The organism is Mesorhizobium sp. M0037 (genome assembly GCF_040323635.1).
Taxonomy (GTDB): domain Bacteria; phylum Pseudomonadota; class Alphaproteobacteria; order Rhizobiales; family Rhizobiaceae; genus Mesorhizobium.
Genome location: NZ_JAMYVB010000019.1, coordinates 120296 through 134646, shown reverse-complemented (window position 1 = coordinate 134646; position 14351 = coordinate 120296). Strand labels below are relative to the sequence as shown.

General features: G+C 64.2%; 12 protein-coding genes. 8 read left to right on the top strand and 4 right to left on the bottom strand.

Annotated elements, in window-relative coordinates; genetic code table 11:
* Positions 1 to 174: 174 nt before the first annotated feature.
* The gene (locus tag NKJ78_RS25170; RefSeq protein ID WP_352460485.1) at positions 175 to 1962 is read right to left on the bottom strand and encodes a flavin-containing monooxygenase; all 1788 of its coding nucleotides are present in this window, start codon (positions 1960 to 1962) and stop codon (positions 175 to 177) included.
* 396 nt (positions 1963 to 2358) lie between these two features.
* On the opposite strand from NKJ78_RS25170, the gene NKJ78_RS25165 reads away from it, so the two are divergent.
* From NKJ78_RS25165 to NKJ78_RS25140, 6 genes are all read left to right on the top strand, one after another.
* Positions 2359 to 2448 carry a K(+)-transporting ATPase subunit F gene (locus NKJ78_RS25165; protein ID WP_023691936.1) on the top strand — a complete coding sequence of 30 codons (90 nt, stop codon included), beginning with the start codon at positions 2359 to 2361 and terminating at the stop codon, positions 2446 to 2448.
* A gap of 18 nt (positions 2449 to 2466) precedes the next feature.
* On the top strand, positions 2467 to 4170 hold the full coding sequence (gene kdpA / locus NKJ78_RS25160) for a potassium-transporting ATPase subunit KdpA (protein ID WP_352460484.1): 1704 nt from the start codon (positions 2467 to 2469) through the stop codon (positions 4168 to 4170).
* 231 nt (positions 4171 to 4401) lie between these two features.
* Positions 4402 to 6495: a potassium-transporting ATPase subunit KdpB gene (kdpB, locus tag NKJ78_RS25155; protein WP_023828336.1), complete on the top strand. Its 2094-nt coding sequence runs from the start codon at positions 4402 to 4404 to the stop codon at positions 6493 to 6495.
* Positions 6496 to 6507: 12 nt separating this feature from the next.
* On the top strand, positions 6508 to 7074 hold the full coding sequence (kdpC, locus tag NKJ78_RS25150; RefSeq protein WP_023744101.1) for a potassium-transporting ATPase subunit KdpC: 567 nt from the start codon (positions 6508 to 6510) through the stop codon (positions 7072 to 7074).
* Between the two features lie 67 nt (positions 7075 to 7141).
* On the top strand, positions 7142 to 9874 hold the full coding sequence (locus tag NKJ78_RS25145) for a DUF4118 domain-containing protein (RefSeq protein WP_352460483.1): 2733 nt from the start codon (positions 7142 to 7144) through the stop codon (positions 9872 to 9874).
* Positions 9871 to 10563, top strand: a complete 693-nt coding sequence (locus NKJ78_RS25140; RefSeq protein ID WP_352460482.1) for a response regulator transcription factor — start codon at positions 9871 to 9873, stop codon at positions 10561 to 10563. The genes NKJ78_RS25145 and NKJ78_RS25140 overlap by 4 nt, the downstream gene beginning before the upstream one ends.
* Before the next feature lie 15 nt (positions 10564 to 10578).
* Here the strand turns inward: NKJ78_RS25140 and NKJ78_RS25135 are convergent, their stop codons facing one another.
* On the bottom strand, positions 10579 to 11169 hold the full coding sequence (locus NKJ78_RS25135; RefSeq protein ID WP_023669715.1) for an invasion associated locus B family protein: 591 nt from the start codon (positions 11167 to 11169) through the stop codon (positions 10579 to 10581).
* Positions 11170 to 11387: 218 nt separating this feature from the next.
* Between NKJ78_RS25135 and NKJ78_RS25130 the strand changes: the two genes are divergently transcribed.
* A complete protein-coding gene (locus NKJ78_RS25130) occupies positions 11388 to 11690 on the top strand; it encodes a hypothetical protein (protein WP_023683090.1) in 303 nt (100 codons plus the stop codon).
* Between the two features lie 122 nt (positions 11691 to 11812).
* A complete protein-coding gene (locus tag NKJ78_RS25125) occupies positions 11813 to 12289 on the top strand; it encodes an NUDIX hydrolase (RefSeq protein ID WP_023669717.1) in 477 nt (158 codons plus the stop codon).
* Between the two features lie 6 nt (positions 12290 to 12295).
* Here the strand turns inward: NKJ78_RS25125 and NKJ78_RS25120 are convergent, their stop codons facing one another.
* Positions 12296 to 13162: a citryl-CoA lyase gene (locus NKJ78_RS25120; protein ID WP_031196006.1), complete on the bottom strand. Its 867-nt coding sequence runs from the start codon at positions 13160 to 13162 to the stop codon at positions 12296 to 12298.
* Entirely contained in the window at positions 13159 to 14337 is a 1179-nt protein-coding gene (locus NKJ78_RS25115) for a CaiB/BaiF CoA transferase family protein (protein ID WP_031196007.1), read from the bottom strand. Before NKJ78_RS25115 ends, NKJ78_RS25120 begins: the two co-directional genes overlap by 4 nt.
* Positions 14338 to 14351 lie beyond the last annotated feature (14 nt).

The window sequence follows — 14351 nt, the reverse complement described above, 5'->3', positions numbered from 1 at the left end:
GCTTGGCGCTGCGGCGGACGCATAGGGGGAGAGAAGTGTCACCTATGTATCCGGTTCAAAGTGTTACCCATCTATCGGCTGGACACGCCAGCTGGAATCGCTTCGCGCCATTCCTCTCCCCCGTCGATCGGGGGAGAGGTGTCGCGCTAAGCTCGACGGAGTGGGGGTCGAACCTTACCCCGAATTACTCACCGCCCCAAACACCGGCGTCGCAATCCCTTCCATCCGCGCCTTGATCTGCAGCGCCACATATTTCGAGTAAAACCGTGACAGCGCCAGATTGCCGCCGTGGAACCACAGGGCGTCCTGCGCCGTCGGCTTCCACATGTTGCGCAGCTCGCCTTGCCAAGGACCGGGATCGCCCTTGACGCCGGAGCCGAGGCCCCAGCATGGCCCGACCTTGTCGGCGACCTCACGCGAGACGATGGCTGCCAAGGTCTCGTTCATCGACTGGTAGCCGGTGCAGGCGACGATCGCATCGACGGCCAGCTCGCTGCGGTCGTCGAACAGGATGCCGGTCTGCGTCAATGAACTGATGCCGACGCCGCTCTTCACTTTGATCTCGCCATTGATGATCAGTTCGCAGGCGCCGACATCGATGTAGTAGCCGGAGCCGGTGCGGTAGGCCTTCATCAACAGCCCGGTCTCGTCCTCGCCGAAATCGATGGCGAAGCCGGCGGCGCGCAGCCGGTCGTAGAAGGACGCATCGCGCGCCTTGATAACTTCGTACAGATCTCGCTGGCCCTTGGGCACCAGCGCGAACGGCGTCGACGCGACGATCAGGTCGGCTCTGTCAGTGGTGATGCCGCGCGCCAGCGCATTCTCTGAAAAGATCTCGAAGCCGACCTCCATCAGCGTGTCGGATTTCACCACTGTCGTCGGCGAGCGCTGGATCATGGTGACATCGGCGCCGCTCTCCCAGAGATCGACGCTGACATCGTGCCCGGAGCTTGCCGCGCCGATGACCGCGACCTTTTTGCCGCGGAATTTCTCGCCGCTGGCATACTGGCTGGAGTGCAGCAGCTCGCCTTTGAAGGTCTCGGCGCCGGGCAACGCGATCTGCCGCGGCGGGCCATAGGCGCCGGTGGCAAAGACAATGTGCCTAGGCTTCAGCGTAATATGCCGGCCGACGCGGTCGACCACCACAGTCCACACCTTCTCGGCCTCGTCATAGCTGGCGCTGACGCATTTGGTGGCGACCCAGTAGTTGAGCTCCATCACCCTGGTGTACATCTCCAGCCAGTCGCCCATCTTGTCCTTGGGCGTGAACACCGGCCAGTTCTCCGGGAACGGAATGTAGGGCAGATGGTCGTACCAGACCGGATCGTGGAGCACGAGCGAGCGATAACGGTTGCGCCAGGAATCGCCGGGGCGCGCATTTTTCTCGATGATGATGGTGGGCACACCGAGCTGCCTCAGCCGCGCGCCGAGCATGATGCCGCCCTGCCCGCCGCCGATCACCAGGCAATAGGGCTGCTCAGTGGCGCCGAGATCGCGCGTCTCGCGCGCCCGCGCCTCCGCCCATGTCTCGCGTGCAGGGTCGGCCTTGTGGCGGATGCCGAGCGGCCGCGCCGGTCCCTTTTTCTCCTCGAACCCTTTGAGCTCCCGCACCGCCGTGAACAAGGTCCGGCAGCGGCCGTCCGTGAGGCGCACAATCCCTTCGCCCCGCGCGACCGACGTTTCGAACGTGAACCAGGCCTCGACGGTGCCCTCATCCGAGGTCGCCTCGCCGGACAGCGTCCAGTGTGAGGGCTTCGCTTCCGCCAGCGTCGCTTGCAGCATGTCGCGGATCGCACCGCGGCCTTCCATCGTGGTGATGTTCCAGGTGAAAGCCAGCAGATCGCGCCAGTAGCAATCCTCGACGAACAGGTTGGCGGCCGCCTCGGCGTCATCAGCTTCCAGCGCTCGTGCAAGCGCGCAAAGCCATGTCGCCGCCTGTTTCGATGGTGCCATGTCGAGCATCTGTTTTTCCCTCGTTTTGCGTTCCCATTGTTTCGAAAGACGGCGGCGCCGCAAGAGGGGTCGCGATATCATGGCGTCGGTTTCTAGCGGCCCGGAACGGAGCCATCTCCCGGAAATCTTTATAGGAATTTTATATCTTTCCTCCCGGCCCCGTCTCGAACCTTTATGGCGATCGGGTCCATATTCCACCACGAGCAAAACGCTCCGGACGCCGTAGCCTTCGAAGCTACGGCGGGTCGTTCTCATGGAATTTACGGCCTGCCAGCAACTGGCGCCAAGTACAAGCAAGGACCAACACAATGGACATTGTCGTCATCGGGATCGAGGTTTTGTTTTTCGCCCTTTCCCTCGCCTACATCAAAGCCTGCGACGCTCTTTAAGCGGAAGGATCGCAACATGTTTGTCGATTACATCCTCGGTGGCGGCGTGACCTTGTTCCTGCTCGTCTACCTCACATACGCCCTCGTTCGCCCAGAACGCTTCTGAAGCAAGGCACGGAAAGCCATGACACTCAACGGATGGATACAGATCCTGGTTTATTGCGGGATCGTCGTTTTGCTAGTGAAGCCGCTCGGCGGCTACATGTACCGCGTCTTCAATGGCGATCGCACCTTTCTCTCGCCCATACTCGGGCCCGTTGAGCGCGGCCTCTACCGCATTTCGGGAACCAGCGAGCTCGAGGAGCAGCACTGGACGACCTACGCGGCAGGAATCATCTTCTTCAGCCTTGCCAGTTTCCTGGTGCTGTACTTTGTGCAACGCCTGCAGGGCGTCCTGCCTTACAATCCGGCCGGGATGGCATCGGTTGAGCCCAATCTCGCCTTCAACACCGCCGTCAGCTTCGTCACCAACACCAACTGGCAGAATTACGGCGGCGAAAGCACGATGTCCTATCTCGTGCAAATGGCCGGCCTCACCGTGCAGAACTTCATGTCGGCCGCCGTCGGCATTGCCATTGCGGTGGCGCTGATCCGCGGCTTCGCCCGCGCCTCGGCAAAATCGATCGGCAATTTCTGGGTCGATATGACCCGCTGCACGCTCTACATCCTGCTGCCGCTCAGCATCGTGCTCACCCTCGTCTATGTCTGGCTCGGCATGCCGCAGACGCTCGGGCCTTATGTCGACGCCACCACGCTGGAGGGCGCCAAGCAGACGCTCGCCCTTGGGCCGGTCGCCTCGCAGGTCGCCATCAAGATGATTGGCACCAATGGCGGCGGCTTCTTCAACGCCAATGCGGCGCATCCTTTCGAAAACCCCGACGCCATCTCCAACATGATCCAGATGGTGACGATCTTCGCGCTGGGTGCTGCACTCACCAACGTCTTCGGCCGCATGGTCGGCAACCAGCGCCAGGGCTGGGCGATCCTGGCCACGATGGGTGTGCTGTTCATCGCTGGCGTCGTTATCTGCTACTGGGCGGAAGCCGCGGGCAATCCGCTGGTCCATGCGCTGGGCGTCGACGGCGCCAACATGGAAGGCAAGGAGAGCCGCTTCGGCATTGCCGCTTCGGCACTATTCGCCGTCATCACCACGGCTGCGAGCTGCGGTGCGGTGAACGCCATGCATGACTCGTTCACAGCACTTGGCGGCCTGGTCCCGATGCTCAACATGCAGCTCGGCGAAGTCATCGTCGGCGGCGTCGGCGCCGGCTTCTACGGCATCGTCATGTTCATCGTCATCACCGTGTTCGTCGCCGGCCTGATGGTTGGCCGCACGCCCGAATATCTCGGCAAGAAGATCGAGGCCAAGGAGGTCAAGATGGCAATGCTCGCCATCCTAGCTCTGCCGCTGGTCATGCTGGTCTTCACGGCAATAGCGGTCGTGCTGCCAAGCGCCGTCGCCTCGATGGCCAATGGCGGTCCGCATGGCTTCTCCGAGGTTCTTTATGCCTACACTTCGGCGGCGGCCAACAACGGCTCGGCCTTTGGCGGCCTTTCCGGCAACACGCCCTGGTACAACATCACGCTCGGCATCTCCATGTGGGTGGGTCGCTTCTTCGTCATCATTCCAGCGCTTGCCATTGCCGGCTCGCTAGCGACGAAGAAGACGGTTCCGGCTTCCGCCGGCACCTTCCCGACCGACGGCCCGCTGTTCGTCGGCCTGCTCGTCGGCGTCATCCTGATCGTCGTCGGCCTGACCTTCTTCCCGGCACTGGCGATCGGACCGATCGTCGAGCACCTGGCTGCCATCAACGGCCAGACATTCTGAGGCTTGTCATGTCCTGGTTCTACCCGAAACGCATGAAGGCCCGGCCGCGAGCCGGCCCACGAGCCGGCAATGAGGGGGAGGAAACGCCCCTCCCTTCCCCAGCGTATCTACCTTCCTCGGCCTCGCGGCAGTCATGATCGTGATCTGGCTGCTGGCCTATGGTCCGCCGCCCCTCTTTTCGGCATCCGATCGGTCGGTGCCGGCCAACAGTTCAGATTCTGGAGCCATCAAATGAGCCAGTCCAAATCCGCGGTCATCATGGATGCCCGCATCCTGTGGCCGGCCATCGGCGGCGCCTTCAGGAAACTCGACCCCCGCACGCTGGTCAGGAACCCGGTGATGTTCGTCGTCGGCATCGTCTCGCTTCTTACCACGGTCCTGTTCGTCAAGGATCTCGTCACCGGCGGCGGCGATTTCGGCTTTACGCTGCAGATCATCATCTGGCTGTGGTTCACCGTGCTGTTCGCCAACTTCGCCGAGGCCGTCGCCGAAGGCCGCGGCAAGGCGCAGGCCGATTCGCTGCGCAAGGCGCGCACCGAAACCCAGGCCAAGCTGCTTGCCGGCGAAGACCGCTCCAGGTTCAAGCTGGTGCCCGGCACCAGCCTGAAGGTTGGCGACATCGTGCTGGTCGAAGCCGGCGACATCATCCCGTCCGACGGTGAAGTGATCGAAGGCGTGGCCTCGGTCAACGAGGCGGCAATCACCGGCGAGTCCGCACCCGTCATTCGCGAATCCGGCGGCGACCGTTCGGCGGTCACCGGCGGCACGCAGGTTCTGTCCGACTGGATTCGCGTGCGCATATCAGCCGCCTCCGGCCACACCTTCCTCGACCGCATGATCTCGCTGGTCGAGGGTGCCTCGCGCCAGAAGACGCCCAACGAGATCGCGCTCAACATCCTGCTCGTCGGCATGACGCTGATCTTCGTGCTGGCCACCGCCACGATCCCGAGCTTTGCCTCCTATTCCGGCGGCTATATCCCGGTGACGGTGCTGGTCGCGCTGTTCGTCACCTTGATCCCGACCACCATCGGCGCCCTGCTGTCGGCCATCGGCATTGCCGGCATGGACCGCCTGGTGCGCTTCAACGTGCTGGCCATGTCCGGCCGTGCCGTCGAAGCGGCGGGCGACGTCGATACGCTTTTGCTCGACAAGACCGGCACCATCACGCTCGGCAACCGCCAGGCCACCGAATTTCGGCCGGTCAAGGGCGTCACCGAACAGGAACTGGCCGATGCCGCGCAGCTCGCCTCGCTCGCCGACGAGACGCCTGAGGGACGCTCGATCGTCGTGCTGGCCAAGGAGAAATACGCCATCCGCGCCCGTGACATGGCAACCTTGCATGCCAGCTTCGTGCCCTTCACCGCGCAGACCCGGATGAGCGGCGTCGACATCGATGGCTCGTCGGTGCGCAAGGGCGCCGTCGATTCGGTTCTCGCCTATGTCAGCCAGTCGACATCGGCCACTCACGGCACGCGCCCCGGCAGCGACACCGTCAAGGATCTCCAGGCGATCGCCGACGAGATCGCCAAGTCGGGCGGCACGCCGCTGGCCGTCGAGCGTGACGGCCGCCTGCTCGGCGTCGTCCACCTCAAGGACATCGTCAAGGGTGGTATCCGCGAGCGCTTTGCCGAACTGCGCAAAATGGGCATCCGCACCGTGATGATCACCGGCGACAATCCGATGACTGCGGCGGCGATCGCAGCCGAAGCCGGCGTCGACGATTTCCTCGCCCAGGCCACGCCCGAGGACAAGCTGAAGCTGATCCGCGACGAACAGGCCAAGGGCAAGCTGGTCGCCATGTGCGGTGACGGCACCAACGACGCGCCGGCCTTGGCGCAGGCCGATGTCGGCGTCGCCATGAACACCGGCACGGTTGCCGCCCGCGAGGCCGGCAACATGATCGACCTCGATAGTGACCCGACCAAGCTGATCGAGATCGTCGAGATCGGCAAGGCGCTGCTGATGACGCGCGGCTCGCTGACGACCTTCTCGATCGCCAACGACGTCGCCAAATACTTCGCCATCATCCCGGCCATGTTTGCCGTCTTCTACGTTGCGCCGGGACATACAATCGGCCCCCTGCAAGCGCTCAACATCATGCATCTGGCGACGCCGCAGAGCGCCATCCTGTCGGCCATCATCTTCAACGCGCTGATCATCATCGCTCTGATCCCGCTGTCGCTTAAAGGCGTCAAATACCGCGCCATCGGCGCCGGCGCGCTGCTCAGCCGCAACCTGCTGGTCTACGGCCTCGGCGGCATCATCGTTCCCTTCGTCGGCATCAAGGCGATCGACATGATCGTCACCGGCCTCGGCCTCGCTTAAGGAAATACGTCCATGCTCACTCAGATAAGACCCGCTGTTATCATGATCGTCTTTTTCACCGTTTTGACCGGCCTGATCTATCCCCTGGGCATGACCGGCATCGCCCAGGCGCTGTTTCCGCACCAGGCCAATGGCAGCTTGATCGAGAAAAACGGCACGGTCATCGGCTCCGAACTGATCGGCCAGGGCTTTGCCGACGACAAGTATTTCCATGGCCGCCCCTCGGCTGCCGGCGACGGATACAACGCCGCAGCGTCCAGCGGCTCCAATCTCGGTCCAACCAACCCCAAGCTGATCGACCGCATCAAGGGCGATGTTGCAAAGCTGAAGGCGGAGAACCCGAACCAGCCGGTGCCGATGGATCTGGTGACGACGTCCGGCAGCGGCCTCGACCCCGCTATCAGCCCGGACGCCGCCTATTTCCAGGTCGCTCGGGTGGCCAAGGCCAGGGGCTTCGACGAAGCCAAGGTCAAGGCGCTTGTCGACAGCCATGTCGAAGGCCGCGAACTCGGCTTCCTCGGCGAGCCGGTCGTCAATGTGCTGGCGCTCAACCTGGCACTGGACGATACCAAGCAGTGAGAGACAATCTCTGAAGCCAGGGGCCGGGGATCGACACGATCCTCGGCGCCGTTCATGATCGAGCCTGATGCCGGACGCCAGAAGCAACGATACCAGACCCTCTCCGGACGCGCTGCTCGAGCATGCGGAACGGGAAGAGCGCGGCCGTCTGCGGATATTTCTCGGCGCTGCCCCCGGCGTCGGCAAGACCTATGAAATGCTGATGGCCGGCCGCGCCAGGCTGGCTGACGGCGTCGACGTAGTGGTCGGCGTCGTGGAGACCCACGGCCGCAAGGAAACACTGGCGCTGGTCGAAGGCTACGAGGTGATCCCGCGCCAGAAGGTCGACTACAGAGGCCGCGTGCTGGACGAGATGGACATCGATGCCATTCTCGCCCGCCGGCCGGCGCTGGTGCTCGTCGACGAACTCGCCCACACCAATGCGCCAGGCAGCCGCCACCCCAAGCGCTATCTCGACGTCCAGGAAATCCTGACGCGCGGCATCGATGTCTACACCACGCTCAACATCCAGCATGTCGAGAGCCTGAATGACGTCGTGGCACAGATCACCCGCGTCAGGGTGCGCGAAACGGTCCCGGACTCCATCATCGACCAGGCCGACGACATCGAGATCATCGACCTCACGCCCGACGACCTGATCAAGCGGCTGAAAGAGGGAAAGGTCTATTTCCCCAACACTGCCCAGCGCGCAGTCGAAAACTATTTCTCGCCGGGCAATCTGACCGCGCTTCGGGAATTGGCGCTGCGCCGTACCGCCCAGCGCGTCGACGAGCAGTTGCTCAACCACATGCAGTCGCACGCGATTCCCGGCCCTTGGGCGGCGGGCGAAAGGGTGCTCGTCTGCGTCGATGCGCGTCCGGGCGGAGCGTCTCGTGTCCGCTATGCGCGCCGGCTGGCCGACCGGCTGCGCGCACCGTGGACGGCGCTGCATGTCGACACGCCGCGTTCGGCCGCCATGTCGGAGGAAGACAAGGACCAGCTGGCCACGCTCTTGCGCCTGGCCGAGCAGCTCGGCGCCGAGGTGACGACCATTCCGGGCCAGAACGTCGCCCAGGACATCGTCCGCCACGCCACGGCCAACAACTTCACCCATATCGTCGTCGGCAGGCCGACCCGCTCGCGCTGGCGCGAACTGATCGAGGGTTCGCTCACCTACGATCTGATCCGCAATGCCGGCGATATCAGCGTCCATGTCATTTCAGGAACGGAGCGCGACAACGAGGCCACGTCGAGGGTCAAGGCGGCGGCCGAGCAGACGCCATTTCAAATCTGGCCTTATCTTTTCTCGACCGTCTATGTCGCCGGCGCGCTTGCCGTCAGCGCCGTCCTCGATCAGTTCCTCGACGTTCGCAACCTTGCCAGCGTGCTTCTGCTGGCGGTGCTGACATCGGCAGTGACCTTTGGCCTGTGGCCGGCGCTGTACGCCTGTTTCCTCAGCGCCATTGCCTTCAACTTCTTCTTTCTCGAGCCGCGCTACACGATGACGATCCGCGATCCGGAGAGCATCGTTGCCTTCGCCGTCTTCCTCGTCGTTGCCGTCATCGCCAGCAATCTGACGGCGCGTGTGCAGCGTCAGGCAGCCGCCGCCCGTTCACGCGCCCGGGCCACCGAGGACATCTACCTCTTTTCAAAGAAGCTCGCCGGCGCCGGCACGCTCGACGACGTTTTGTGGGCCACAGCCTTCCAGATCGCCTCGATGCTGAAGCTGCGCGTGGTGCTGCTCCTGCCGGAGGACGGCACGATCACCGTCAAGGCCGGTTATCCCCCCGACGACACGCTGGCCGAGGCCGACATCGCGGCTGCACGCTGGGCCTGGGAACACAACCGGGCTGCCGGCCGTGGCGCCGATACCCTGCCCGGGGCAAAACGGCTCTACCTGCCCTTGCGCACCGCACGCACGGCCGTCGGCGTCGTCGGCCTCGACAATGACAAGCAAGGCCCGCTGCTGACGCCCGAGCAACAGCGCCTGCTCGACGCGCTGGCCGACCAGGCGGCGGTTGCCATCGAGCGCATCCAGCTGGTCGCCGATGTCGACCGCGCCAGGCTGGCGGCCGAGGCCGACCGCTTGCGCTCGGCACTGCTGACGTCGATCTCGCATGATCTGAAGACGCCGCTGGCGGCCATCATGGGCGCGGCCGGCACGCTCAGGGAATTTGCGCCGGCACTGCCCGAGAACGATCGGGCCGAGCTGCTGACCACCGTGCTCGACGAGTCCGAACGGCTGAACCGCTTCATCGCCAATCTGCTCGACATGACCAAGATTGAATCGGGCGCCATGGAACCGAATTTCGCCCTGCACTATGTCGGCGATGTCGTTGGCTCGGCCTTGCAGCGGGCACGCAAGATCACTGCCGGGCACAAGACCGAGGTTGATATTCCGGCCGACCTGCCGATGCTGAAGCTTGATCCCGTGCTGTTCGAACAAATGCTGCTCAATCTGCTCGACAATGCCGCGAAATACGCGCCACAGGGATCGACAATCCGGCTGCAGGGCTGGGCCGACAATGGCTCCGTCGCGCTGCAGATCATGGATGAGGGACCGGGCATTCCGCCCGCCGACCTGGAGCGCGTCTTCGACAGCTTTTACCGGGTGCGCAAGCGCGATCAGGTCCAGGCCGGCACCGGGCTCGGCCTGTCGATCTGCCGGGGCTTCATCGAGGCGATGGGCGGCACGATCATGGCGGCGAACCGCAGCGATCGCCCGGGCGCAGTCTTCACAATCCGCATGCCGAGGTTGGTACAATCGTCCGATACGGACGTATCAGGTGTGGACGAGCAAGCATCTGGTGATCCGGCATGACAAATTCCAATGTCAGCATACTGGTCGTCGATGACGAGCCGCCGATCCGCAAACTGCTGCGCGTCGGCCTCGGCAGCCAGGGCTATGCGGTCAGCGAGGCGCCCAATGCTGGGGCCGCGATCGAACTCGTCGATGCACAAAAGCCGGATCTGATCCTGCTCGACCTCGGCCTGCCCGGCATGGGTGGCCTCGATCTCCTGCGGAAATGGCGCGACGACGGCCTCGACGTGCCCGTGGTCATCCTGTCCAGCCGCACCGACGAAGCCGGCATCGTCGCGGCGCTCGAACTCGGCGCTGACGACTACATCACCAAGCCGTTCGGCATGAACGAACTGGTCGCCAGAATCCGCGTCGCGCTGCGCCACAAATTCCAGCAGCAGGGCGAGAAGCCGGTGTTTCAGACCGGCGATCTCTCGGTCGACCTGGTCAAGCGCATCGTCAAGGTCGAAGGCAAGGAGATAAAGCTCTCCCCCAAGGAATACGACATATTGCGTATTATGGTGCAGCATGCCGGCAAGGTGCTGACCCACCATTTCATTCTGAAGCAGGTGTGGGGCGATTCGACCGACGTGCAGTATCTCAGGGTCTATGTCCGCCAGCTCCGGCAGAAGATCGAAAAGTCGCCCGACCAGCCGCGCTACATCACCACCGAAACCGGGGTGGGATACCGGCTGCGCGAGGTTGAGTAGCCGCGCGCTCGCTGCTCAGTCCGCCGAGAGTTCCGCGGTCCGTGCCAGTGCGCCGCCGAAGCCGTTGAGCGGGATGGTGAAACTCACCGCTTGACCGGTGTCGGCCGCGAAGGCGTCGATCTTCAGCGTGGTGGCTGCCTTGAGCAGCGGCGTGACGCTGGCATCGAACGCCACCGGCACCAGGCAGCCGACGGCCTGGCAGGTGTTGAACGGCAGGCTGCCTTCCAGCTTCTGGTCGTCGATGGTCAGGCTGACGCCTTTGGCGAGCGCCAGGCCGAACGGCAGCGCCAGCGTTCCGGCGGCATCCTCGCCGCTCTTGCTCGACAGCTCGATCGCCAGCAGGCGCTGGTTGGACTGCTTGTTGAACTGCTGATGCGACAGGCTGCAAACCTTGGCCGTGCCGGTTACCTGGCAATTGACCGTCCAGTCGCCATGTGTCTCGGACAGCGCCGAGGCGCCGCCAGGCAATGTCGGGCCGGCAGCAGGGGCGGGCGCTGCGGCGGCAGGCGCCGCCTTGTCGGTCTTGGTTTGCGCCGCGACTGCCACCGGGCCAAGAATACAGATGCTGCCCAGTAGCGCCGCGAAATATACTTGCCTGCTTTTCATCAATATGCTCCCGATTGTGCCTCGAGTCAGCCGCGATTGAGGCCGAGATCCGCGCCCGATAGAGCGGTCAATCGATCTTTTCTGTCAAGTGCGGCCGGGCCGCTTCCTCAGGGATTTCGCCAACCCGTGGCAGATCGGCCCATGGCAGACCGGCCCATGGCAGATCGAGACGAACGCCCTATATAGAGAGGAGGTTATATCTGTACGGGAATGAACTGATGTCGACGCTTCGCCTATCGACAGTTCTCATGTCGGCAATGCTGGCGGCGGCAACGCTCGCCGGCATCATGCAATCTGCTGCGGCTCAGTCCGTCAATCCCAGCGCCAACCGGCTGATCCAGCAGAACCAGCTGCAGCAATTGCGCAACAGCCTGCAGCGGCAGCAGTTCCAGCAACAGCAGCAGCAATATCGCGAGCAGGACCGTCGGATCGTGCCGCAGCCGCGCCCCGAAGTGCCCGTCGTCCGGCAAGCTTGTCCGATTCAGATCGTCAACAACCAGATTGTGCGTGTTTGCCGTTGATATCGGTCGCTTGCGATTTACTTAGTCGACTTATTTACTAAAAATGCCTCATTGCCTCGCGGGCATATCAGGGGGTTGCAGGCGGCGTGCGGCGGTGCGCCCGCCGACCGGATTTTCAGCACATGGCGACGACCAAGAAAAAGGCGGTACGCAAGGCAAGGCGAGGCGAACGCATTCGCCAGGTCGCCGCCATTCCCTTTCGCCTGGACGTTTCAGGCAATTTCGAAGTGATGCTGGTGACGTCGCGAGCGACGAAGCGGTTCATCGTGCCCAAGGGCTGGCCCATGAAAGGCAAGAGCGGGCGCAAGGCCGCCACCATCGAGGCGCGCGAAGAAGCCGGCGTGCTCGGCAAGACCCGCAAGGCGCCGGCCGGCAGCTATTCCTACTGGAAACGGCTGGAGCACAATTTTGTGCGCGTCGACGTCGTCGTCTATCTGTTGGAGGTGTCCGAGGAACTGGCCAACTGGCAGGAGGCCAAGAGCCGCCAGCGGGCATGGCTCAAGCCGCAGGACGCGGCGTTGCTCATCGATGAGCCGGATCTCTCGACGCTGATGGCCAACCTGGCGCCGCCTCAGCCGGCAGTGCCGGACCCGGCCTGACCAACCTCACTTGCCCTCGTCCCCTTCAGCGGGACCCTCATCCCCCTCAGCGGGAAATGGCCGCAGCGGCGTGCCCGTATAGGCCCACAGCCATTCGCGCGGCAGCGGCCCTTTGTTGCGCTCGCTTTGCTGCGACTGTTCCCATGCATGCGCCAGGATGCCGACCGAGCGCGAGAGCACGAACAGGCCGCGCGTCAACGGCGGCGGAAAGCCGAGCTCGCCATAGATGACGGCGGTGGCGCCGTCGATGTTGAGCGGTATTTTCTTCCCCTTGCGCCGTGCCACCTCTGATTCGACGGCCTCGGCGATGTCGGCAAAGCGTCCGCTGACGACGCCGCGCGCGGCAAACTCGCGCGTCACTGCGATCAGGCGCGGCGCGCGCGGATCGACCGGGTGGAAGCGATGGCCAAATCCCGGCACATAGCCTTTCTCCTCGGCGAAGAAACGGTCGAGCCGTGCGGCTACGGCTTGGTCCAGCGCAACACCCTGGTCAAGTGCCACGGCAATGTCGCCATAGAAGGACAGCGCCTGTTCGCCGGCGCCGCCATGCACGTCACCCAGCACGTTGACGGCGGACGCCATGGCGCTGTTGATGCCGACGCCGCAGGTGATGGCCATGCGGGCAATGGCGATCGACGGCGCCTGCGGCCCGTGGTCGACGGCCGCCCCCAGCGCAATGCCGAGCAGCGCCGCCTGCTCCTCGCTCGGCAATTCGCCGCGCAGCATCAGCCAGATCGTGGCCGGAAAGCTGACGCGGCCGATCAGCTCCTGGATTTCATAGCCGCGCAGCCGGATAATGCCGGGGCTCATCTCGATGATGCCGGTCTGCCACCATTCCTCGCCGCGTTCGCGGCCGGTTTTTCTCTCGCTCACGCGCTTCTCCTGGCGCGCGGCGGCAGGGTGGAAAAAACCTCGTCCATATGCTCGCCCAGCACAGGCGGCGGCAGGACCGGCAAGGGTGCCGCGCCATCGACCATGAAGCCGCCGCGCACCACGGTCAGCGGCTGCGCCATGCCGGGCAGACCCTGGAAACGCGTGGTCATGTCGCGCTCGACCACCTGGCGCTCGCCAAGCACTTGGGGGATCGTCAGCACCCGGCCCGCCGGCACGCCGGCGCGGTTGAATTTTTCCTCCCAGGCTGCGGCCGAGGCGCTCGCCAAGGCCGTCTCGATCAGCACCTTCAGCACAGCGCGGTTCTGCTTGCGCGTCTCGCGCTCGGCAAAGCGCGGATCGTCGGCCAGTTCCGGCTGGCCGATCAGCCGGCAAAGCGTGACGAACTGCTCCTGCTTGTTGGCGGCGATGTTGAGCAGGCCGTCGCCGGTGCGAAACGCGCCGGAGGGCGCAGCCGTCATGTTCTCATTGCCCATCGGCTGCGGCTCGACGCCGGCGGTCAGATAGTTGGACACCGGCCAGCCCAGCGCCGACAGCGTGCATTCGAGCATCGAGACATCGAGAAACGCGCCCTCGCCCGAGGTCTTCTGCTTGACCAGCGCCGCGGCGATGGCGAAGGCCCCGACCAGCCCGCCCAGCGTGTCGGCGACGGGATAGCCGACCCGCAAGGGTGCGGTCTCCGGCGTGCCGGTGATGCTCATGATGCCGGACAGCCCCTGGATGATCTGGTCGTAGGCCGGATTGTCGCGCATCGGCCCGGTCTGGCCGAACCCCGATATGGCGCAATAGACGAGACCCGGACGAACCGCTTTCAGCGCCTCATAGCCAAGCCCCAGCCGCCCCATCACGCCCGGTCGAAAGTTCTCGACCAGCGCATCGGCGGAGGCGACGAGATCGAGGAAGCGTTCGCGGTCGGCTTCGCTTTTGAGATCCAGCACCACCGATCGCTTGCCGGCATTCTGCGCCAGGAACGACGCGCCCATCCCCGCCTCGTTGAGCGCCGGCGAGGCGCCGAGCTGGCGCGCCAGATCGCCGCCTTGCGGCGTCTCGACCTTGATGACATCGGCGCCGAGCAGCGCCAGCTGGTAGGCACAATAAGGGCCCGCCAGCACATTGGTCAGGTCGAGAATGCGGATGCCGGCAAGCAGATCGGTCATGATGCTCCAGGTCG